Raw genomic sequence first — 18,805 nt, 5'->3', positions numbered from 1 at the left:
ACGGCGGCACCCGGCTGCCGCCGTCGGCCGGCCCCGTCAGCCGCATGGCGGTGGACCTCGCCGCTGACCAGGTCCTGCTGGACGGACGGCGCGTGCCGCTGACCGGCGTCGAATTCAAGGTCCTCCGGTACCTGGTCACGCACCTGTCCCGCACAGTGGGCAGGGAGGAACTGCAGGAGTTCCTGGACTCGTTCGAAACACCCGGCGCCTCGGCCCGGTCCATCGACGTGTACGTGGGCAGGATCCGCCGCAAGCTCGGGAATGCCCGCCATGCCGTGGCCACCGTCAGGGGCGGCGGCTACCAGTTTGTGCCCGGTTCCTGCGCCACCGTCCGCGGGCCGGCGGAATACTGCATATGACGCCGGAGTTGTATCACTGAGCGGGAAGCCGCTTCACTTGATGTTTTGCCAGTAATGACAAAGTCTTCCAAAGGAACACCATGAGCCCCACCCTGACCACCAAGCTCCAGCCCGGAACCCCGGCCCCTGACTTTACCCTTCAGGATGCCCAGGGCCGCGAGACTGCGTTGGCCGATTACCGTGGCAAGAACGTGATCGTGTACTTCTACCCGAAGGCCGCCACCCCCGGCTGCACCACCGAGGCCTGCGACTTCCGCGACAGCTTGGCTTCCCTTCAGGGCAAGGGCTACGAGGTCATCGGCGTCTCCCCCGACGAGCCCGAGGCGCTGGCCGGCTTCACCGGCGACTTCTCCCTGACCTTCCCGCTGCTCTCCGACCCGGACCACGCAGTTGCCCTTGCCTACGGCGCCTGGGGCGAGAAGCTGGTCAACGGCGAAATCACCGAGGGGATCGTCCGCTCCACAGTCGTGCTGGATACCGAAGGCAACGTCGTCCTGGCGCAGTACCAGGTCAAGGCCGATGGCCACGTGGCCGCCCTGAAGGAAGCCCTGGGCTTCTAACGCTCTCTCACTTACCGCAGCATTTCCCCAAACGCTCTCGCACCTACCGCAGCATTTCCCCGGACGCTCTCGCACTGGTCACCATCTCACAGGTCAGCAGTGCGGGGGCATTCGGTGTTTACGCAGCGGTGTCCTCTGCCCGCGACTCCTCTGCCGCCGCCTGTGCGTACGACGCCGAGACCCGGCGGTAGACCGGCGTGAGGAAAGCCAGCAGCGCGGCGATGATCATGATGACCCCGGCCACGAGGAATACGAGGGCGATGCCGCGGGAGGTGCCCTCGCCCAGCAGCGGGGCCAGCTGGGCGGCGCCGTCGGCGGACCGGGCGTAGGGAATGATCCAGAACTGGGCGATCGGGGCGATGAGGAACGCCGTGACAGGCGATGCTGCGGACTCGAAGGCCATGGCGAACCCGAACACACGGCCCTGCCGCTGCAACGGCACCACCTGCTGGATTACTGTCTGCTCGGCGGCTTCCACGAAGGGCACCAGGACCAGGTAGGCCCAGATGCCCGCGATGTACAGCCACGCCCACTCCCTGATTGTGAAAATTGCACCGAGGAAACCCATCAGGGCCACCGCAAGGAGCAGGGTGCGCAACGGGTTTGAACCCAGCCCGAACTTGCCGATCAGCGCGCCGCCCACAAGGATCCCCGTGAACCCCACGGCGGAAAAGATTCCCCACAGCTCCACGGGGAACATCTCCAGGCCATAGGGATCCATCAAGGCCATGTAGACGCCGCCAATGAAGTTGTTGAACGTGGAGAACAGGATTAGGGCAAACAGCCCGGAAATGGCCAGCACGGCAGCAAGGGAGCCGCGCAGGTCGAAGCTGCCGTGGGCATCCGTGGCTGCCGCCCGGACTTCCTCGGGCATGCGCAGGGTGAGCAGGTGCAGGAACGCCAGTGCCGTGAGCGCAAGCGCGACGGCGATGGTCCAGCCCATACCGAGCAGCCCCACAGAGAGCCCGGAGAGCACGGACGTGACAATGAACATCAGTCCCTGCACCATGCCCACCAGTCCATTGGCGTTGGCGCGGCGGTCCGGCTCGATCAGGATGGTCACCGTGGTGGAGAGGGCAATGTTGCGCATGTTTTCAACCACCGCGCCGATCAGGATGACCAGCGTGAACACCCAGAACCACGGCCGGGCCAGGTCCAGCAGCCAGGCGGTGGGCGTCAGCAGAAACATGGCCCCGGCCAGCGCGAACATCACCAGGGTGAAGGCCGCGGCGAATCGCATCACGGCCAGCTTGCGGTAGCGGTCCACGAAGGTGCCGAAGCTGATGCTGGACGCGGCAATCAGCAGCATGTACGCGCCGCCCACTACCCCGGTGGCAATCACGTTGCGCGTCTCCAGGTACACCCAAAACGTCAGTGCGAACCAGAGATAGCTGGTGGTGACGTTGGCGGCCGCGGTGTTCACCAGGATCCCGGCGAAGGTACGGGACCGCTGGGCCGGGGTGCGCACAGAAGTGTCGACGGCGCCCGGATCAGTGAGGCGCGGAGCCTCACCCTCCTCGGGTGCGGCGGACGCGACTGCAACGTCCTCGCTAAGTCTTTTCCCGCCGTCGGAAGCCGCAGCGGCGCGCGGCGGGACCGGCTCCTGCTCGGTCATGCGTCCCAGTGTAATAACAACCCTGGAGCATGGACACGGTCAGGGTCCGGGGGTTTTTGTCAGCGCTTGTCTCGGTCGCTGAATTCCTCGTCCAGCTCGTAGTGGCGGAATTCGGTTTCGGGGTCGGGTTCGCCGTCCGCCACTACCTCGTGGTCGAGTTGGCGCTGGACCTGGCTGTCCAGGACTTGCAGCTCCTGGTCCGTAACCTTCTCCAGGTCTTCGGGAAACTGATCGTCCGGAGTGAGGTGCAGCTTGTCGTTCATTATGCCCGCCATGTCTATCCGCAGTTGCCGTGTCGGTACAGTGTAGCCGTGCTATCGCCAAGCAATGCGGGCGCCGTTGCAGAGCGCCGCAGCCCGGTGACAGGATGGCCGCATGGGCATCGAGGTCCGTCCCGCAACCAGCTTCGAGGACGTCAAAACCATGGTCGGACCCAAGCGGCCCGACGCCAACGTCTGCTGGTGCCTGAGCTACCGCATCCCGTCCAAACAGAACCAGGCGCTGCGCGGGACCGAACGCGGGGAACTGGTGCAGCAGCTGGTGGCGGAGGATCCCCCTCCTGGGGTCCTGGCGTACGACGGCGGCGAGGTAGTTGGGTGGGCAGCGGTCCACCCCCGTGCGGACACCAGTTTTGCCGGCAACCGCAGGATCCCGCACGTGGATGACGCGAATGTGTGGTCCGTCTGGTGCATCCGGGTGCGGCCCGGCTACCGGGGCACAGGCATCTCGCACCACCTGCTGGCCGGCGCGGTGGACATGGCCCGGGCCTACGGGGCACCGGCCATCGAGGGGTACCCGGTGGACAACGGCGGCCGGAAAGTGGACCTCACCATGGCCTATGTGGGCACGCGCAAACTGTTCGAGGATGCGGGCTTCACCAAGGCCGCGGACACCGGATCAGTGCTTAATGGGTTTCCGCGGGTGCTGATGCGGCTGGAACTGCCGCCACGCTGAAGGCGTCAGGGTTTCTTCCACCAGCTCCGTGGCCAGTCCTCGTCAATGGCCCACAGCGCCAAAAGGAGTGCGTCCACTGTCATGAGTCCCGCAATGAGGTACGCCCAACCTGTCCACCAACCCATAACAATCTCCTGACCCGGTAACCCCCAGCCACTCGATTGCTCATAAGTGTGGCACCTAAAGCGCCAGGACGGAACGCCCTCCGCCCGCAGTCTTGAAAAGCGCCTCCAGCCTCACGTGTGCTTCCGTCTCCAGTTTGAGCCGGCGGGTCAGGCGTTCCACCTGCTGCGACATCTCATCCCCCACCGGAAGCCGGTCTCCCGGCCAGCTCCACACCTCCCGGGACTCGGCCAAAGCCGCCGCCAGCGCCGTGGCCGCAGCGCGCACTTTCCGCCTGTGGAAGTAGACCCGCAGCAGCGCCCGGCCCTTGTCCAAAGCCGCCAAGGCTGCGGCCTGGACCGCTGCCTGATCTATGATCTTGATTTGCCCCATGACGCACCTTTTCCGAGCCGTCCAGCCTCCCGGCGGACCGTCCTTGGCCCTGGTCCGGTGAAGCTGCTCCGTGCCTTCGAGTGTCCCGGGCATACCTCAATGTCCGGGCAAGCAGGTCCAAGTATTTCCACAAGATCCGTACTCGCCGGTAGCGGCTCTGCCACCCCTGTGAAGCGCTGCGACATGCCCCGTAGGGGTTAATACGGTAGAAGTAGACCTATGGTCTCTCCCATCGAATCGCGTCGTGCCGTTGTCATCGAGGATGACCCGGACATCCGCGGGCTGCTGGTCCGCGTCCTTGTTAAGCAGGGATTCGACGTCACCCAGGCGGGAGCGGGCCTGGCGGGGGTGGAGGAAGTGCGCCGCGTGCAGCCGGACCTTGTCACGCTGGACCTGAACCTGCCGGACCTTGACGGCCTGGAAGTCTGCAAGTTGCTCCGTGAATTCTCGGACGCCTTCATTGTGATGCTGACCGCCAGGGCCGATGAGCTGGATAAGCTGACCGGTTTGGACAACGGCGCGGACGAATACCTCAGCAAGCCGTTCAGCCCGCGCGAGCTCCAGTCCCGGATCAATGCCCTCTTCCGCCGCCGGCCCTCCGCAGCCGCGGATTCAGCGGCGCGCAGCGAACTGCAGCGCGCCACGGAGGTGCAGAAAAGCCTCCTGCCCCAGGAGGACATCCAGGTTGAGGGCTACGACGTCGCAGGGGTGTTCCGGCCCTCGCGGAACGTTGGCGGGGACTTCTATGACTGGTACCAGACTCCGGACGGGCTCCACCTGACCTTCGCCGACGCCATGGGCAAGGGCATGGGCGCCGCGCTCATCGCCGCAACGGTCCGCGCCGTGATGCGCTCCACGGGCCTGCGGCATGACCTGGACACGGCCTTCCGCTCGGCGAGCAAGGCGATCGCCGCTGACCTGGACTCCTCCAATTCCTTTGTCACCCTCTTCCACGCCCGCCTGGACGCCGCTTCCGGAACGGTCAGCTATGTCGACGCCGGCCATGGGCTTGCGCTGCATGTCCGGTCAGGCGGGACGGTCCACCGCCTTCCCTCCGGGGGTCCCCCGGTGGGCGCCTGGGCAGGAACGGAATGGCCGCAGTCGGCCCTGGACCTGCTGCCGGGGGATTCGTTGGTGGTGGTGAGCGACGGCGTCCTGGACGTTTTCGACTCCGTGGAGGACTTCACGGACGCCGTGCTCCGGGCAACGCACAACCAGGGGTCGGCGCAGTCTGCGAGCACTGCCATCCTCGCCCTGGCCCCGGCCGCCACGGCTGAGGATGACGTCACGGTGGTTGTGGTCCGCCGGCTTCCGCAGGAGGCAGCGGCATGACCCGCTTCTGGACCCGGCTTGTCGTTGTCCTGACCGTCATCACGGGCGTCAACTACATCGCCTGGCGCTGGGCCGCCTCGCTGAACTGGGATGCCTGGTGGATCGCGCTGCCGCTGGTGATCGCCGAGACCTACAGCCTCATCGACGTCATGCTCTTCGGCATGACCGTGTGGAAGCTGAAGATCCGCAAGGCCGCCCCGCCGCCCCCGCCGGATGCCACCGTGGACGTCTTCATCACCACGTACAACGAAGACCTGGACATGGTGATGACCACCGCGCTGGCTGCGCAGAAAATCAGGCACCCGCACAGCACCTGGATCCTGGACGACGGCGCCCGCCCCGAGCTGAAGGCCCTCGCCGAACAGCACGGCCTGGGCTACGTCACCCGAAGCGAGGACTGGACCTCCAACCTGCCCCGGCACGCCAAGGCCGGCAACCTCAACAACGCGCTGATGCAAACGCACGGCGAGTTCCTCCTGATCCTGGACGCGGACCAGATCCCGGAGCCGGACATCCTGGAAAAGACCCTCGGCTATTTCAACAACCGCCGGGTGGCGCTGGTCCAGACCCCGCAGTACTTCAGCAACGTCCCCGCCGACGATCCGCTGGGCAGCCAGGCGCCCCTGTTCTACGGCCCCATCCAGCAGGGCAAGGACGGCTGGAATGCCGCCTTCTTCTGCGGTTCCAATGCCATCCTGCGCCGGGAGGCCCTGATGCAGCTGGGCCTGGTGGGCTACGTCAAGGAGACCGAGAAGAGCATCCGCCGGGCGCTGGCAGCCTCGCGCTCCGCCATCAAACAGGCCCGAAAGTCAGCGGACATGGAAACGCCGCTGGTGGCCCAGGTGCTGGATGAGGTTGAAGCCGCCACCCGCGAGGCCCAGAAGGAGCTCGACGCCGGGCAGCCGCTGGGCGAGATCACCTACCGGGTCCGCCGCCGCGTGGACGCTGCCGTGCAGACCCTGGTGATGGCCGACGTCGAAGCCCTCCAGGCGGACCTCGAAGAGATCGCCGCCATGGAACTGGCCCACGTGGGCGAGTCCGGCGTCCCGGTGGTGGCGGACGACGCCGTGCAGCGGATGTCCGCCCGCGACTGGTCGCCGCTGGGCGCCCTTGAATCGGTGCAGGCCGTCCTGGACGCGCTGTCCGTGGAACGCAACGACGAAGCCCAGCCGGTCATGCCGCTGGCCACCATCTCCGTGACCGAGGACATGGCCACCGCCATGCGCATGCACGCCATGGGCTGGGAGAGCGTCTACCACCACGAGGTCCTGGCGTACGGCCTGGCGCCGGAGGACCTGAAGACCATGCTCACCCAGCGCCTCCGCTGGGCGCAGGGCACCATCCAGGTGCTGCTGCGGGAAAACCCGCTGGTCCAGAAGGGCCTCAAGCTGGGCCAGCGGCTCATGTACTTCGCCACCATGTGGACCTACCTGAGTGGCTACGCGGCGGTCATCTATTTCGCCGCACCCATCATCTACCTGCTGCTGGGCATCCTTCCCGTCACCAGCCTGAGCTGGGATTTCTTCATCCGGTTCATCCCCTTCATGGTGGTCAACCAATTGCTGTTCGCCGTTGCCGGCCGCGGCATCCCCACCTGGCGCGGGCAGCAGTACAGCCTGGCGCTGTTCCCCACCTGGATCAAGGCGTGCTCGACGGCGGCCCGCAACGTCTGGTTCGGCCGTCCCCTCGGGTTTGCCGTCACCCCCAAGGCCCGCCAGAGCGGCGGACCCAGCTGGAGCCTGATCCAGCCCCAAATCGTGGTGTCCGTCCTGCTGGCCGTGGCCGCCGTCGTCGGAATCATCCGCCTGGCGACCGGCCTGGCGGAACCCCTGGGCACCCTGGTGAACGTGGCCTGGGTCATTTTCGACCTGGTGGTCATGAGCATCCTGGTCCGCGCCGTGCTCTACAAGGGGTACGAACCGGCCGCGGAACCCGCAGAACCAACTAATACGGAAAGGAATTCCGATGGAGTTTAGTTATGAGGTCAAGGACTCGTACGCCGAGGTGAAGGCGGACGGGCGGCTCAACATGGTCTCCGCGCCGAAGCTGCGGGAGTTCGTCACCGACGTGATCGCGAGCGGGTCCAACCGGATCGTGGTCAACCTGGAAAACACGGCGTTCATGGACTCCTCAGGCCTGGGGGCGCTCATTGGCTGCCTCAAGGCTGCGCGCCAGGCCGGCGGGGACCTCCGGATCGCGGCCGTCCAGCCGCAGGTGAAGATGGTCCTGCAGCTGACCAGCATGGACAAGGTGCTGACGTCCTACGGTTCAGCCGAGGAGGCGTTCGGCAATGACTAACGTCCTGGCGTCCCGCAGCTTCCGGGGACCGGCTGCCGACGAGGCCATCGAAGCCGTCCACAACCACCTGGACAGCCTCTGGCTCGACGTCCCCTTCGTGGGGGACATGGACCAGATGACGTTTACGACGGCGGTGATCGAGTCGGCGTCGAACATCGTCCAGCACGCGGAACCCGTGGGGCAGGATCCTGTGGAGCTCGGTGTGGACATCGAGGTCCAGCCCGCTCTGCTGCAGGCCCGCGTCAGCGCCTACAACGCCAAGCCGCCGTTCGGACCGATGACCCCCGGATCACCGGACGAGGACGCCGAATCGGGCCGCGGGCTGGCGCTGATCGAAGCACTGGTCACCACCGTCACGTTCGAGCGCCAGGACGGCACCAACACCTGGGTCCTCACCCGGACCTCCCAGCACGACTGACCACCCCTAAGCCCGGCCACCCCGCAGGAGTTTTTGTCCAGATATGCAGGCTTCCGGCGCCCGGAACCCTGCATATCTGGACAAAAACTCCGGGTGGGGGTGGCTTAAGTCGCGGCGGGGAACAGCACGGAGACAGTCGCCCCGCCGCCCGGGGTGTCCGTGATGGAGAGTTCTCCCCCGTGCGCCTGGGCGATCCGCTGGCAGGTGGACAATCCAAGCCCTGTTCCGGGGCCGTCCCCGGGGCGGTTCAACCTGACCAGCGGTTCCACGGCCCGTTGCCGCTCCGACGGCAGCATGCCCCTGCCGTTGTCTGCCACCTGGAGGGTGACGCCCATTGGTCCGGTGTCGGCGCTGACGGCCACCCGCAGCGGGCGGGTGCCGCTCCGGTAGTTCAGGGAGTTGGCCAGGAGGTTCTGGACCAGGGTCCGCAGCTGGGACCGGTCGGCAAACAGTTCCGCGTCCTCGCAGGAAATTCCACTGCCGGCCCCCAGATCCAGTCCGAGGTCCCGCGCTGCCTCCGCCGTGACGGCCAGCAGGGACACCGGTTCCCGGTTCAGCGCTCCGTCCGCCTTGGAGTAGTCCAGCACGTCCTCCAGCATTCCCAGCATGCGGCGCCCGCTGCTGCCGACGTATCCCAGGTACTCCACGGAGGGATGGCCCGCCGGGATGTCCGGATCGTCCTCCGCCAGCTCCACGTAACCCAGGATGGCGGTGAGCGGGGCGCGGAGGTCGTGGCTGACCCGCCCGGCGAACTCGGACAGCAGGGCGTTGCTGCGCCGCAGCCCGGCCAGGGCGTCGCTGAGCTGCAGGGTGCGGTGCTGCAGCTCCAGGAGCTCCACCACCTGCTGGGCCAGCATTTCCAGCATCCCTATCTGCCCGGTGCTGGGGCGTCCGGACTCATTGGAGAAGACGCACAGTGAACCGAGCACCAGCCCCGCCGGGGTCTCCAGCGGCACGGACGCGTAGAAGCGGACGTCGGCAATCTCTCCGGTGACAAACGGGTTGGCGGCGAAACGGGAATCCTGAGAGGCGTCGGCCACCACCGTTGTGCTGTGGCTCAGGAAGACCGTGGCGCACATCGAGTCCTCCCGGGAGCAGATCCCGGGGTCGATGCCGAAGGCCGCGATCTGCAGCTGCTGCTCCGCGGTGATGATGTTGACCACGCTGTAGGGCACGCCGCACAGGGAGGCGGCGAGCTGGACCAGGTTGTCCAGCGCACTGCGGGTGGAGGCGTCCGCAAGGACCGGCAGCTCGTCCGCAGCGGCAGGGACCAGCCCGTACTTCCGCAGTCCCGCCTCGCGTGCCGCGTCCTGATCGGTCAGCATTTGCATAGCCGTCCCGTCCATCTTCTTTTGCGCCCCCCAGCATCATCCATTCGAGCTCCCCGGCTCTCCCGTGATGATACCGGCTGGTCCTGTGCGCTGTTGTAGTCTTCTTGACACCACCGGAAGCCTGCTTTTGAATATTACGTATGCTGAAATAACAGTTCCATGATGCGGAAGCCCGGGATGACGCGAAGTTGCGTTGCCGGGCGCCGGGAAGTCCGGCCTCCGCATAGCCGTCACCATGGATGCCAGCAGATTCTCACAAGGGACCAGCCAGCATGAAGCTTGCCGAATTCAACTCCGCGGAACCCGCCAGGGCCGCCGAAACCCTCCGACCCTGCATCGACGTCGCCCGCTGGGTGGAGACCGTCGCCGCAGCCCGCCCGTTTGCCAGCAAGGACTCGCTCCTGGCCTTTGCGTCCCAGGCAGCGAGCCCCTTCACGTCCGCCGAGGTTGAGTCCGCCATGGCGCACCACCCCCGCATCGGGGAACGTCCGACGGCGGCCACCACCGAGGCGTCCATGTCACGTTCGGAGCAGGCCGGGGTGGACCCTGCGGACAGCGCGGTCACCGAGGCACTGGCCCGGGGCAACAGGGACTACGAGGAAAAGTTCGGCCGGGTCTTCCTCATCCGAGCCGCCGGCCGCACCGCCCCTGAAATCCTGCGGGTTTTGAAGGAACGGCTCGCCAACACGCCAGCCGAAGAGGACACCATCGTGGCCCAGCAGCTGCGCGAAATCGCCGTACTGCGGCTGGAAGGACTGATCACAGAATGAGCGTCTCCCACGTCACCACCCATATCCTCGACACAGGCGCCGGACGCCCGGCGGCGGGGGTCGCCGTCGTGCTTTACCGGAACGACGGCGGCACCTGGCGGCATGTTGCCGACTCCGCCACGGATGCCGACGGCCGCGCCAAGGACCTTGGCCCGGAGCAGCTGGAAGCCGGTCACTACAAGCTCAACTTCGCCACCGGGGACTACTACGCCGGCCTGCAGACGGCCACGTTCTTCCCCGAAGTGGACCTGGTGTTCGAGGTGACCGGCCCGGAGCACTACCACGTGCCCCTCCTCCTCAGCCCGTTCGCGTACTCCACCTACCGCGGCAGCTGACCTGCCCGCTGGAGTTTTTGTCCATTTAGCAAGCCGAAACGCGCGATCAACGGCCGTTACGTGGACAAAAACTCCGGCAGTAGGCTTGATGCATGCCTTCTGAACAACCCTCCGCCGAGCGCCGCGAAGTTACCGTCCGCCGCGCGCCCAAGTATGTGCCGTTCCTTATCCTGGGCGCACTGGTGGGTGTCGCGGCCGCAGCGGTGGCCGCCTACGCGGTGCCCGCGAACCCCAGCTTCGACGCCGGCGCGGTGTTCGGCTTCTTCATGGTGTGGTTCGCCGGCGGCGGCGCCATCCTCGGTGCCGTACTGGCGCTGGTCCTGGACCGCCGGAGCATCAAGCGGCAGCAGCGGGCCGTGGTGGAAGCCGTGCCGGATTCCGAGCCGGACACGGACGGGCAGCCCTAGCCCGGTCATAAACGGGCGGCCGGAAAAGTCATACCCCATGTCGTGAGATAATCGACCAGTGGCACGCGGCGATGGAAAACTTTCCCATGATCTTCTCCCCGGCGAAAAAGGCCCGCAGGACGCTTGTGGCGTCTTCGGCGTTTGGGCACCAGGTGAAGAAGTAGCAAAACTTACCTATTACGGGCTGTATGCACTACAGCACCGCGGTCAGGAGTCGGCTGGTATTGCCACCAGCGACGGCAAGCGGATTAACGTCTACAAGGACATGGGACTCGTCTCCCAGGTCTTCGACGAGACCACGCTGAACACCCTGACCGGGCACCTGGCGGTGGGACACTGCCGCTACTCCACCACCGGAGCCAGCCACTGGGCAAACGCCCAGCCCACCCTCGGCGCCACCAGCACCGGAACCGTGGCCCTGGCGCACAACGGCAACCTGACCAACACCGCCGAGCTCAACGCCATGATCCAGGAACGGAACGGCGGCCAGCTCACCGGCGAAATGAAGCAGGGCAACACCTCTGACACTGCCCTGGTCACCGCCCTGCTGGAAGGCGAGCCGGGCAAGAGCCTCGAGGAGACCGCCACCGAGCTGCTGCCCAAGATCAAGGGCGGCTTCTGCTTCGTCTTCATGGACGAAGGCACCCTCTACGCGGCGCGCGACACCTACGGCATCCGCCCGCTGGTGCTGGGCCGCCTGGAGCGCGGCTGGGTTGTCGCCTCCGAGCAGTCCGCCCTCGCCACTGTGGGCGCCAGCTTCATCCGCGAGATCGAGCCGGGCGAATTCATTGCCATTGACGAGCAGGGCGTGCGTTCCCAGCGTTTCGCGGAGCCGACGCCGGCCGGTTGCGTTTTCGAGTATGTTTACCTCGCGCGTCCGGACGCCGCCATCGCCGGCCGCTCCGTGTACGAGTCCCGCGTGGAGATGGGCCGCCAGCTGGCCCGCGAAAACACCCAGGTGGCGGACATCGTCATCCCGGTGCCGGAATCGGGAACACCCGCAGCCGTGGGGTACGCCGAGGAATCCGGCATTCCGTTCGCGCACGGCTTCGTCAAGAACTCCTACGTGGGCCGTACCTTCATCCAGCCCTCGCAGACGCTGCGCCAGCTCGGCATCCGGCTCAAGCTCAACGCCCTCGAATCGGTGATCCGCGGCAAGCGCGTGGTGGTGGTGGATGATTCGATCGTCCGCGGCAACACCCAGCGCGCCATTGTCCGGATGCTCCGGGAGGCAGGCGCCGCCGCCGTCCACGTCAAGATTTCCTCCCCGCCCGTGAAGTGGCCCTGCTTCTACGGCATCGACTTCGCCTCCCGCGCCGAGCTGATTGCCAACGGCGCCACCATCGAGGAAATTTCCCAGGCCATCGGCGCCGACTCGCTGGCCTACATCTCCGAAGACGGCATGATCGGTGCAACCCGCCAGCCGCGTGAGCGCCTGTGCACCGCCTGCTTCACGGGCAAGTACCCCATTGAACTTCCGGGCTCGGACAAGCTGGGCAAGAACCTGCTGGAGCGTACCGACCTGGGCGGACTGAAACCGTCGCCGTCCGCCCTTCCCGGCTCCACCGCCGCCCTCTCCGTCGATTCCCACGAAGACCCGGCGGAGAAGGCCGGCGCCACAGGCTGCGATCCCGGGCCGGACTCCGAGTTTGAAAACCTGCTCACCGAAGCCGACCTCGTGCCAGAGACCCATCACGTAGCCACCACCCCCGGCGCCGACAAGAAAGAGTCCGTATGACTTCCGCTGCCCCCGCCTCCGGCAACACCTCCGGGAACACTGCCGGCATCACCTACGCCTCCGCCGGCGTCGATGTTGAAGCCGGCGACCGTGCCGTCGAGCTCATGAAGGGTGCCATCAAGGCCACCCACAACTCCTCGGTGATCGGCGGGGTGGGCGGCTTCGCCGGCCTCTACGACGTCTCCAGGCTGCTCACCTACAAGAAGCCGCTGCTGGCTACGTCCACGGACGGCGTTGGAACAAAGGTGGCCATCGCCCAGGCCATGGACATCCACGACACCATCGGGTTCGACCTGGTGGGCATGGTGGTGGACGACATCGTGGTGGTGGGCGCCGAGCCGCTGTTCATGACGGACTACATCGCCTGCGGCAAGGTGGTGCCCGAGCGCATCGCCGATATTGTCCGCGGCATTGCCGCCGCCTGCTCCGTGGCTGGCACCGCCTTGGTGGGTGGCGAAACCGCTGAGCACCCCGGCCTGCTGGGCGAGCACGAGTATGACGTGGCGGGAGCCGCCACCGGCGTCATCGAAGCCGACCACCTGCTGGGACCGGACCGTGTCCGTGCCGGCGACGTGGTGATCGGTATGGCCTCCTCCGGCCTCCACTCCAACGGCTACTCCCTGGTCCGCCGGGTCATCAACCACGCAGGCTGGGCACTGGACCGCCAGGTCTCCGAACTGGGCCGCACGCTCGGCGAGGAACTCCTGGAGCCCACCCGCGTGTACGCAGCGGACTGCCTGGACCTTGCCCGCACCTTCCCCGTCACCGGCGGCGCGGCCGTGCATGGATTCAGCCACGTCACCGGCGGCGGCCTGGCCGCGAACCTGGCCCGCGTCCTCCCCCACGGCCTCGTGGCTACTGTGGACCGCTCCACCTGGGAACTGCCGGCCATCTTCAAGCTGGTGTCCGAGCTGGGCAACGTCCCGCTGGCCGACCTCGAGCGCACGCTGAACCTGGGCGTGGGCATGGTGGCCATCGTGTCCCCCGAAGCCGCAGACGCAGCAGTTGCCCGCCTCAACAACCGCGGCCTGCCGTCCTGGGTGATGGGCACCGTCACCGAGGATTCAGACGCGATCCTCAAGTCCGGCCCGGACTACGTGCAGGGCGCCAAGGGTGTGGACGGCGGCGCTGTCCGGCTGGTCAACGCCTACGCCTAGATTTTTCGAGTGCTCCGTATCAGCCGTTTTCACGCTCCATAACGGCTATTACGGAGCACTCGATGCGTTTAACAGGGACCGCTCTGAGCACCCTCGCTTGACTACTAAGCATACTTAGTTTTAGGTTTGAATCTGGAAGTGCATAAGAGATAGTCAGCCGGGCCATCCAAGGCTTGATGCCCCGCCGGAATCCACCGGCGCCTGGGCGCCCACCCGGCTGAACCGCCTTCCCCCGCCGCACCGGCGGATGCCAGAAGAAGCAACCACAGAGACGCCCGTCCCCATCCGCTATGCATCAGCACGGCCGTCAGGCAGTCCAGGGTTTACCCGCGGACTGCAGGACAGGGACACCGGGCAGATATCAAGGGAGCGAAAACTATGTCAGTTCTTAAGAAAGCCACCGCCGCAGCCGCTGGAAGCCTGTTCCTCATGGGCGCCGTTGCCGGACCTTCGCAGGCGGCGGACAACACCACGTTGAATGACGGCCTCGTCAGTGTCACGGTGGGCGACATCACCGTCAAGGATGCTGTTGACGTCAATGTGGCCGCCGGCGTCGCAGCAACCCTGTGCGACGTTGCGGACATCGGCTCAATCGCAGTTCTCGGTGAAGCAGTGGATGCCACCGGCTCCGAGGAAACCGTCTGCGATACCGCGACCGGCCCCGTCCGCATCGCAAATAACAAGTAAGCGGAGCCACTGAGGGGCAGGCAGCACGCCTCACCCAACACCCTCTTTTAAAGCTTCATGCGAAGAGCCCCGGCCACTGGCCGGGGCTCTTTTGCGCGCACACGCCAAGCGCACGAACCACGATGCCCGCATATTTGCATCTTAATGCGAATGATTATTGATAGCATGTGAATCGACCCCTGCTCAGTCCTCACATGAAATGACGTTGCCATGCCTGCACCCGCCCTGTCCGTGACAGACCTCGCGCTCTCAAGCGGCGGCCGGCAGTTGGTGCATCCCCTGACGTTCTCATTAGCGGCCGGTGAGCGTGTCGCGCTGCTGGGCGCCTCCGGATCGGGCAAGTCGCTGACGGCCGCAGCCCTGGCCGGCTCGCTTCCCGAGGGGATATCAGCCGGGGGAACCATCACCTTCGGGGCAGGATTCGGGGCAGGATCAGGCAAGGGCCAGGCCGCACTGATCCGCCAGGATCCGGCAACGGCACTCAACCCCCTGGTTCCGATCGGCAGGCAGCTCGCCATCCCCCTGCGCTCCGCTGGATACAGCCGCGCAGACGCAAAGGCTGAAGCCGCCCGGCTGCTGGCGCGGGCGGGCATTGGGGAACCCTCCCTCTTCCTGCCGCGCTACACGGGCCAGTTGTCCGGCGGGCAACTGCAGCACGTCTGCATCGCCCTTGCCCTGGCGTGCGGCACCCCCGTCCTGGTAGCGGACGAACCCACCACTGCCCTGGACGCCGTCACGCAAAATACCGTCCTGGAGACCCTCCGCATGTGGAGCACCGGGGGCCGCAGCCTCCTGTTCATCACCCATGACCTGGCCGCGGCCGCCTTGCTGTGCACACGCGCCCTGGTGATGGAGGCCGGGCGGATCGTGGAACAGGCTCCCATGGCGGACCTCCTGCGCAACCCCCGGCACCCCTACACCGTGCGCCTGGTGCAGGCTGCCTCAGGGTCAGCGGACAGTCCAGCGGAAGGTGCGGCGGCGCGTTCAGCAACAGCGACGGCGGCGGCAGCGTGAGCGACGGCGGCGCGTTCAGCAACAGCGACGGCGGCGGCAGCGTGAGCGACGGCTGCGCGTTCAGCAACAGCGACGGCGGCGGGAGCGTGAGCAACAGCGGCGGCAGCAACAGCGGCGGCAGCGTGACCGGAGCACTGGCCGCAGACAGGGTCTCCTTTGCCTATCCGGCACCCCGCTTCAGGGGCGGGGTGCACGGCACCCGCCACGACGGCACCCTGCACGACGGCACCCTGCACAACGTCAGCCTGCACCTGGCACCCGGCAGCAGCACCGCCCTGGTGGGAAGCTCGGGCTCCGGCAAATCCACCCTGGTGCGCATCCTGCTGGCGCTGGCAAAACCCTCCGCAGGAACGGTGGCCCTGGGCGCCCGCGAGGTGGGACCCGGGCTCGCGCAGTCCCTACGCTGGTACCGGCAGGCCGTGCAGTACATCCCGCAAAACCCGGCAGGAAGCCTGGACCCGCGCATGACCGTTTCCCAGCTGCTGGGGGAGCCCCTGCGCCAACTCCGTGTGGCGGGCAACCACAGGGTGCTGGTGGGTGAGGCGCTGGAACGCGTCGAGGTCCCTGCTGGGCTGCTGGAGCGCCGGCCGGGCGAACTGTCCGGTGGCCAGAACCAGCGGGTGGCCATCGCCCGGGCACTGGCTGTGCAGCCGGCGTACCTGCTGGCCGACGAGCCCGTCAGCGGCCTGGACCTTCCCCTCCGGGACACCGTCCTGTCGCTGCTTAGCAGCCTGGTGCGCGAGGAGGGCATGGGCCTGCTCCTGGTCACCCACGATCTGGGCACCGCTGCCCGGATGTGCGGCACCACCGCCGTCATGGCGCACGGCCGCATTGTGGAGCACGGGCCCACACACCGGGTGCTGGACAGCCCGGGCAGCCCCGAAGCGGCCGCGCTGGTGCAGGCATCAGCAGCCCTGCACTTTACGCCAGCCATCCCGGCCGGTGCTGCCCCGTGACGACTCTTGAAACCACAGGACAGACCGCCACAGCGCTGCGCCCCGCTCCCGGGCTGCTCCTGGCCAGCCAACTGGTCTTCAACATCGGCTTTTACGCCGTGGTGCCTTTCCTGGCCCTGGTCATGACGCGCGACTTTGGCCTGGCGGCAACGGCTGTGGGTATCGTCCTGGGCGCGCGCGTCTTCAGCCAGCAGGGGCTCTTCCTGGTGGGCGGCATGATCACGGACCGGTGGGGAGCGCGGCGGGCAGTGCTGGCGGGCTGCCTGGTCCGGGTTTCGGGCTACCTCACGCTGGCCATGGCCGGCAGCTTTCCCCTGTTCCTCCTGGGCGCGGTACTCACGGGCATGGGCGGCGCCCTCTTCTCACCGGCGCTGGAATCACTGGTGGGGAAGGCAGAAGAACGACGGCGGAGCACCGGCGGGAAGGCACCGGCGCTTTTTGCGCTGCTTGCCATCTGCGGGGAAATCGGAGCCGTGGCAGGTCCCCTGTTGGGCGCCCTGCTGCTGGGCGTTTCCTTCACCTGGGCCGCGCTGGCCGGGGCAGTGGTCTTCACCGTGATGGCCGGGGTGCTGTGGCACAGCCTGCCTGCGGAAGGCCCACGACCGGTACCGGCCATGCAGAAGCCCGCCACCCCGCTGCGGCCAACCGCCCGGCAGGCCGCAGCGACCGAGAGGGCCGAGGGTTCCGTTGGTTCCGGAAGAACCGAGGGGACAGCCGCAATGCTGCGGGACAGGGGCTTTGTGGCGTTCGCCGCCTTGTACAGCGTGAACCTCCTCGCCTACAACCAGCTCTACTTCGGCCTTCCCGTCGAGCTGGCCAGGACAGGAGCAGGCCCAGAGGTGCTGGCCGGCCTGTTCGCCGTCGCGTCCCTGCTGACCGTTGCGCTGCAGTGGCCCATCTCCCGGCTGACAGCCAGGATAGGTGCAGGACGGGCCCTCACTGCGGGGTTCATCCTCAAGGGCCTGGCCTTCGGCACCATGGCCGTGCTGGCCCAGGTTCCGGCCGCCGGCACCATGCAGCTCCTGCCGCCGCTGCTGCTCGTGGTGGGACTATGCCTCGGCCACATGTGCATCGGCCCGGTGGCCATGCCGCTGGTCCTGGACTTCGCCCGCGGCCGCCGGACCGGGATCTACTACGGCCTCCTCGCGAGCATGGGCGGCTGCGCCGTACTGCTGGGCAACACTGTCCTGGGACCGCTGTACGCAGGAGCCGCCCAGCCGGGGCCTGACGCCGCCTGGCCCTGGGCGCTGCTGGCGGCACTCACGGTGCTTCCCGCCGTCGGACTTCCCCGGCTCCTGCCTGCCAAAACGTAACTTGCGGGACCTGGCGCAGGCGCCCAGACCCGGCAAGACAGCATTCAAACAACCCAACTGAAGGAACAGGTACTCCCCCATGTCCAAACACCGCCTCCGCCCGGCGCTCACCGGCCTGTCAGTGCTGCTCCTGGCCACGAGCCTGACCGGATGTTTCGCAGCCGGAACCGATCAGGCAGCCGGCCCCGGCACCGATTCAGGCCGGATCCAGCTGGCCATGCTCCAGCCGCCGCGGTCCGGCTTGTCCCCGCTGAGCGATGACGCGTTCAAGCTGTCCCGCTGGAAAACCGCCGAAACGCTGGTGGAGCTGGACGAGCTCGGTGAGGCACAGCCTGCGCTGGCCACCGAGTGGCAGCAGACCGGTCCGGCCTCCTGGAGCTTTACCCTGCGGGAGGGTGTCGGGTTCCATGACGGAACTGCGATGACCGCGGCAGAAGTAGCGGCTTCGCTGACCGCCGCGGCGCAGGCCAGCCCCAAGCCCCGGATCCTGGACGGCGTGGAGCTCACCGCAGAGGCCGGGGACTCCAACTCCGTCACCATCACTACGGCGACGCCCGACCCCCTCCTCCCCCAGCGGCTGTCCAGCCCCCAGCTGGCCATCCTCGCAGCCTCGGCGTACGGGGAAGGCGGCGTGGTCAGGCCGGTCAATGCCGGAACGGGGCCCTACCGCCTGGTTTCGGTCGACGGCACGTCCTCGGCCCGGCTGGACCGTTTCGACGGGTACTGGGGACCGCAGGCGGAGGCGGAGGGCGTTGACGTCCAGTTCGTCCCGGACGGAACCGCCCGGGCCGCCGCGCTCCGGACAGGTGACGCGGACATTGTCGAAGCCATCCCCGTGGGCCAGGTGGCCCAGATCGATCCGGCGCTGGTGCACGAGGTGCCCATGCCGCGGACCAACACGCTGTACCTCAACACGGCCTCGGGACCGTTTGCCGATCCCGCTGTCCGCGCCGCCGCCCGGGCCGCAACCGACGCCGGCACCATCGTGGACAGGGTCTACGAAGGCCGGGCCCAGCAGACCGGCGGCTTGGTCCGCCCGGCCTTCGTAGACCCTGTCCACGATGGT

General features: G+C 67.1%; 21 protein-coding genes. 17 read left to right on the top strand and 4 right to left on the bottom strand.

Annotated features, from left to right (window positions below; all coding sequences use genetic code 11):
• Both ACKAE7_RS17660 and bcp read left to right on the top strand, forming a co-directional pair.
• Positions 1-359 (top strand): winged helix-turn-helix domain-containing protein (locus ACKAE7_RS17660; protein ID WP_408979890.1); only part of this gene is annotated, 359 nt, incomplete at its 5' end.
• 80 nt (positions 360-439) lie between these two features.
• The gene (gene bcp, locus ACKAE7_RS17655; RefSeq protein ID WP_408979889.1) at positions 440-919 is read left to right on the top strand and encodes a thioredoxin-dependent thiol peroxidase; all 480 of its coding nucleotides are present in this window, start codon (positions 440-442) and stop codon (positions 917-919) included.
• Positions 920-1,037: 118 nt separating this feature from the next.
• Here the strand turns inward: bcp and ACKAE7_RS17650 are convergent, their stop codons facing one another.
• Together ACKAE7_RS17650 and ACKAE7_RS17645 are read right to left on the bottom strand one after the other, a co-directional pair.
• A complete protein-coding gene (locus ACKAE7_RS17650) occupies positions 1,038-2,534 on the bottom strand; it encodes an MFS transporter (protein WP_408979888.1) in 1,497 nt (498 codons plus the stop codon).
• 59 nt (positions 2,535-2,593) lie between these two features.
• Complete coding sequence (locus ACKAE7_RS17645) at positions 2,594-2,797, bottom strand: hypothetical protein (RefSeq protein WP_188812306.1); 204 nt, start codon at positions 2,795-2,797, stop codon at positions 2,594-2,596.
• Positions 2,798-2,909: 112 nt separating this feature from the next.
• On the opposite strand from ACKAE7_RS17645, the gene ACKAE7_RS17640 reads away from it, so the two are divergent.
• A complete protein-coding gene (locus ACKAE7_RS17640) occupies positions 2,910-3,488 on the top strand; it encodes a GNAT family N-acetyltransferase (protein ID WP_408979887.1) in 579 nt (192 codons plus the stop codon).
• A 180-nt stretch (positions 3,489-3,668) separates the two neighbouring features.
• Here the strand turns inward: ACKAE7_RS17640 and ACKAE7_RS17635 are convergent, their stop codons facing one another.
• A complete protein-coding gene (locus tag ACKAE7_RS17635; RefSeq protein ID WP_408979886.1) occupies positions 3,669-3,983 on the bottom strand; it encodes a hypothetical protein in 315 nt (104 codons plus the stop codon).
• A 219-nt stretch (positions 3,984-4,202) separates the two neighbouring features.
• Between ACKAE7_RS17635 and ACKAE7_RS17630 the strand changes: the two genes are divergently transcribed.
• From ACKAE7_RS17630 to ACKAE7_RS17615, 4 genes are read left to right on the top strand one after another with little or no spacing between them, the layout of a single operon-like run.
• Positions 4,203-5,315 (top strand): PP2C family protein-serine/threonine phosphatase, encoded by a 1,113-nt coding sequence (locus tag ACKAE7_RS17630; protein ID WP_408979885.1) that lies wholly within the window; start codon positions 4,203-4,205, stop codon positions 5,313-5,315.
• Positions 5,312-7,291 carry a glycosyltransferase family 2 protein gene (locus tag ACKAE7_RS17625; RefSeq protein WP_188812303.1) on the top strand — a complete coding sequence of 660 codons (1,980 nt, stop codon included), beginning with the start codon at positions 5,312-5,314 and terminating at the stop codon, positions 7,289-7,291. Before ACKAE7_RS17630 ends, ACKAE7_RS17625 begins: the two co-directional genes overlap by 4 nt.
• Positions 7,281-7,613, top strand: a complete 333-nt coding sequence (locus ACKAE7_RS17620; RefSeq protein WP_188812302.1) for an STAS domain-containing protein — start codon at positions 7,281-7,283, stop codon at positions 7,611-7,613. The genes ACKAE7_RS17625 and ACKAE7_RS17620 overlap by 11 nt, the downstream gene beginning before the upstream one ends.
• Complete coding sequence (locus ACKAE7_RS17615) at positions 7,606-8,031, top strand: ATP-binding protein (RefSeq protein WP_188812300.1); 426 nt, start codon at positions 7,606-7,608, stop codon at positions 8,029-8,031. The genes ACKAE7_RS17620 and ACKAE7_RS17615 overlap by 8 nt, the downstream gene beginning before the upstream one ends.
• Positions 8,032-8,135: 104 nt before the next feature.
• Here ACKAE7_RS17615 and ACKAE7_RS17610 read toward each other — a convergent pair whose 3' ends face one another.
• On the bottom strand, positions 8,136-9,362 hold the full coding sequence (locus ACKAE7_RS17610) for an ATP-binding protein (RefSeq protein ID WP_408979884.1): 1,227 nt from the start codon (positions 9,360-9,362) through the stop codon (positions 8,136-8,138).
• Positions 9,363-9,634: 272 nt separating this feature from the next.
• Between ACKAE7_RS17610 and uraD the strand changes: the two genes are divergently transcribed.
• The 10 genes from uraD to ACKAE7_RS17560 all read left to right on the top strand — a co-directional run.
• The gene (uraD, locus tag ACKAE7_RS17605) at positions 9,635-10,132 is read left to right on the top strand and encodes a 2-oxo-4-hydroxy-4-carboxy-5-ureidoimidazoline decarboxylase (RefSeq protein WP_104186444.1); all 498 of its coding nucleotides are present in this window, start codon (positions 9,635-9,637) and stop codon (positions 10,130-10,132) included.
• The gene (gene uraH / locus ACKAE7_RS17600) at positions 10,129-10,467 is read left to right on the top strand and encodes a hydroxyisourate hydrolase (protein WP_408979883.1); all 339 of its coding nucleotides are present in this window, start codon (positions 10,129-10,131) and stop codon (positions 10,465-10,467) included. The genes uraD and uraH overlap by 4 nt, the downstream gene beginning before the upstream one ends.
• 92 nt (positions 10,468-10,559) lie before the next feature.
• Complete coding sequence (locus ACKAE7_RS17595) at positions 10,560-10,874, top strand: hypothetical protein (protein WP_408979882.1); 315 nt, start codon at positions 10,560-10,562, stop codon at positions 10,872-10,874.
• 58 nt (positions 10,875-10,932) lie between these two features.
• A complete protein-coding gene (gene purF, locus ACKAE7_RS17590) occupies positions 10,933-12,612 on the top strand; it encodes an amidophosphoribosyltransferase (RefSeq protein WP_408979881.1) in 1,680 nt (559 codons plus the stop codon).
• On the top strand, positions 12,609-13,769 hold the full coding sequence (gene purM / locus ACKAE7_RS17585) for a phosphoribosylformylglycinamidine cyclo-ligase (RefSeq protein WP_408979880.1): 1,161 nt from the start codon (positions 12,609-12,611) through the stop codon (positions 13,767-13,769). Before purF ends, purM begins: the two co-directional genes overlap by 4 nt.
• Positions 13,770-14,147: 378 nt before the next feature.
• Positions 14,148-14,456, top strand: coding sequence for a hypothetical protein (locus tag ACKAE7_RS17580; RefSeq protein ID WP_408979879.1), 309 nt, complete (start codon positions 14,148-14,150; stop codon positions 14,454-14,456).
• Positions 14,457-14,666: 210 nt separating this feature from the next.
• Positions 14,667-15,470 (top strand): ATP-binding cassette domain-containing protein, encoded by an 804-nt coding sequence (locus ACKAE7_RS17575; protein WP_408979878.1) that lies wholly within the window; start codon positions 14,667-14,669, stop codon positions 15,468-15,470.
• Positions 15,467-16,426, top strand: a complete 960-nt coding sequence (locus ACKAE7_RS17570) for a dipeptide/oligopeptide/nickel ABC transporter ATP-binding protein (RefSeq protein ID WP_321201435.1) — start codon at positions 15,467-15,469, stop codon at positions 16,424-16,426. Before ACKAE7_RS17575 ends, ACKAE7_RS17570 begins: the two co-directional genes overlap by 4 nt.
• Positions 16,423-17,739, top strand: coding sequence for an MFS transporter (locus ACKAE7_RS17565; RefSeq protein ID WP_408979877.1), 1,317 nt, complete (start codon positions 16,423-16,425; stop codon positions 17,737-17,739). The genes ACKAE7_RS17570 and ACKAE7_RS17565 overlap by 4 nt, the downstream gene beginning before the upstream one ends.
• A 79-nt stretch (positions 17,740-17,818) precedes the next feature.
• Positions 17,819-18,805 (top strand): ABC transporter substrate-binding protein (locus ACKAE7_RS17560; protein WP_408979876.1); only part of this gene is annotated, 987 nt, incomplete at its 3' end.

Origin of the sequence: Pseudarthrobacter sp. NKDBFgelt, from assembly GCF_046097905.1 — a bacterium.
In the GTDB taxonomy this organism is placed as follows: Bacteria; Actinomycetota; Actinomycetes; order Actinomycetales; family Micrococcaceae; genus Arthrobacter; species Arthrobacter polychromogenes.
This window is presented reverse-complemented; position numbering and strand designations above follow the sequence as displayed.

Excerpts from the sequence above, each read along its gene's own strand:
- bcp (WP_408979889.1), top strand. The coding sequence starts at position 440 with ATGAGCCCCACCCTGACCACCAAGCTCCAGCCCGGAACCCCGGCCCCT.
- ACKAE7_RS17650 (WP_408979888.1), bottom strand. The coding sequence starts at position 2,534 with ATGACCGAGCAGGAGCCGGTCCCGCCGCGCGCCGCTGCGGCTTCCGAC.
- ACKAE7_RS17645 (WP_188812306.1), bottom strand. The coding sequence starts at position 2,797 with ATGAACGACAAGCTGCACCTCACTCCGGACGATCAGTTTCCCGAAGAC.
- ACKAE7_RS17640 (WP_408979887.1), top strand. The coding sequence starts at position 2,910 with ATGGGCATCGAGGTCCGTCCCGCAACCAGCTTCGAGGACGTCAAAACC.
- ACKAE7_RS17635 (WP_408979886.1), bottom strand. The coding sequence starts at position 3,983 with ATGGGGCAAATCAAGATCATAGATCAGGCAGCGGTCCAGGCCGCAGCC.
- ACKAE7_RS17630 (WP_408979885.1), top strand. The coding sequence starts at position 4,203 with ATGGTCTCTCCCATCGAATCGCGTCGTGCCGTTGTCATCGAGGATGAC.
- ACKAE7_RS17625 (WP_188812303.1), top strand. The coding sequence starts at position 5,312 with ATGACCCGCTTCTGGACCCGGCTTGTCGTTGTCCTGACCGTCATCACG.
- ACKAE7_RS17620 (WP_188812302.1), top strand. The coding sequence starts at position 7,281 with ATGGAGTTTAGTTATGAGGTCAAGGACTCGTACGCCGAGGTGAAGGCG.
- ACKAE7_RS17615 (WP_188812300.1), top strand. The coding sequence starts at position 7,606 with ATGACTAACGTCCTGGCGTCCCGCAGCTTCCGGGGACCGGCTGCCGAC.
- ACKAE7_RS17610 (WP_408979884.1), bottom strand. The coding sequence starts at position 9,362 with ATGCAAATGCTGACCGATCAGGACGCGGCACGCGAGGCGGGACTGCGG.
- uraD (WP_104186444.1), top strand. The coding sequence starts at position 9,635 with ATGAAGCTTGCCGAATTCAACTCCGCGGAACCCGCCAGGGCCGCCGAA.
- uraH (WP_408979883.1), top strand. The coding sequence starts at position 10,129 with ATGAGCGTCTCCCACGTCACCACCCATATCCTCGACACAGGCGCCGGA.
- ACKAE7_RS17595 (WP_408979882.1), top strand. The coding sequence starts at position 10,560 with ATGCCTTCTGAACAACCCTCCGCCGAGCGCCGCGAAGTTACCGTCCGC.
- purM (WP_408979880.1), top strand. The coding sequence starts at position 12,609 with ATGACTTCCGCTGCCCCCGCCTCCGGCAACACCTCCGGGAACACTGCC.
- ACKAE7_RS17580 (WP_408979879.1), top strand. The coding sequence starts at position 14,148 with ATGTCAGTTCTTAAGAAAGCCACCGCCGCAGCCGCTGGAAGCCTGTTC.
- ACKAE7_RS17575 (WP_408979878.1), top strand. The coding sequence starts at position 14,667 with ATGCCTGCACCCGCCCTGTCCGTGACAGACCTCGCGCTCTCAAGCGGC.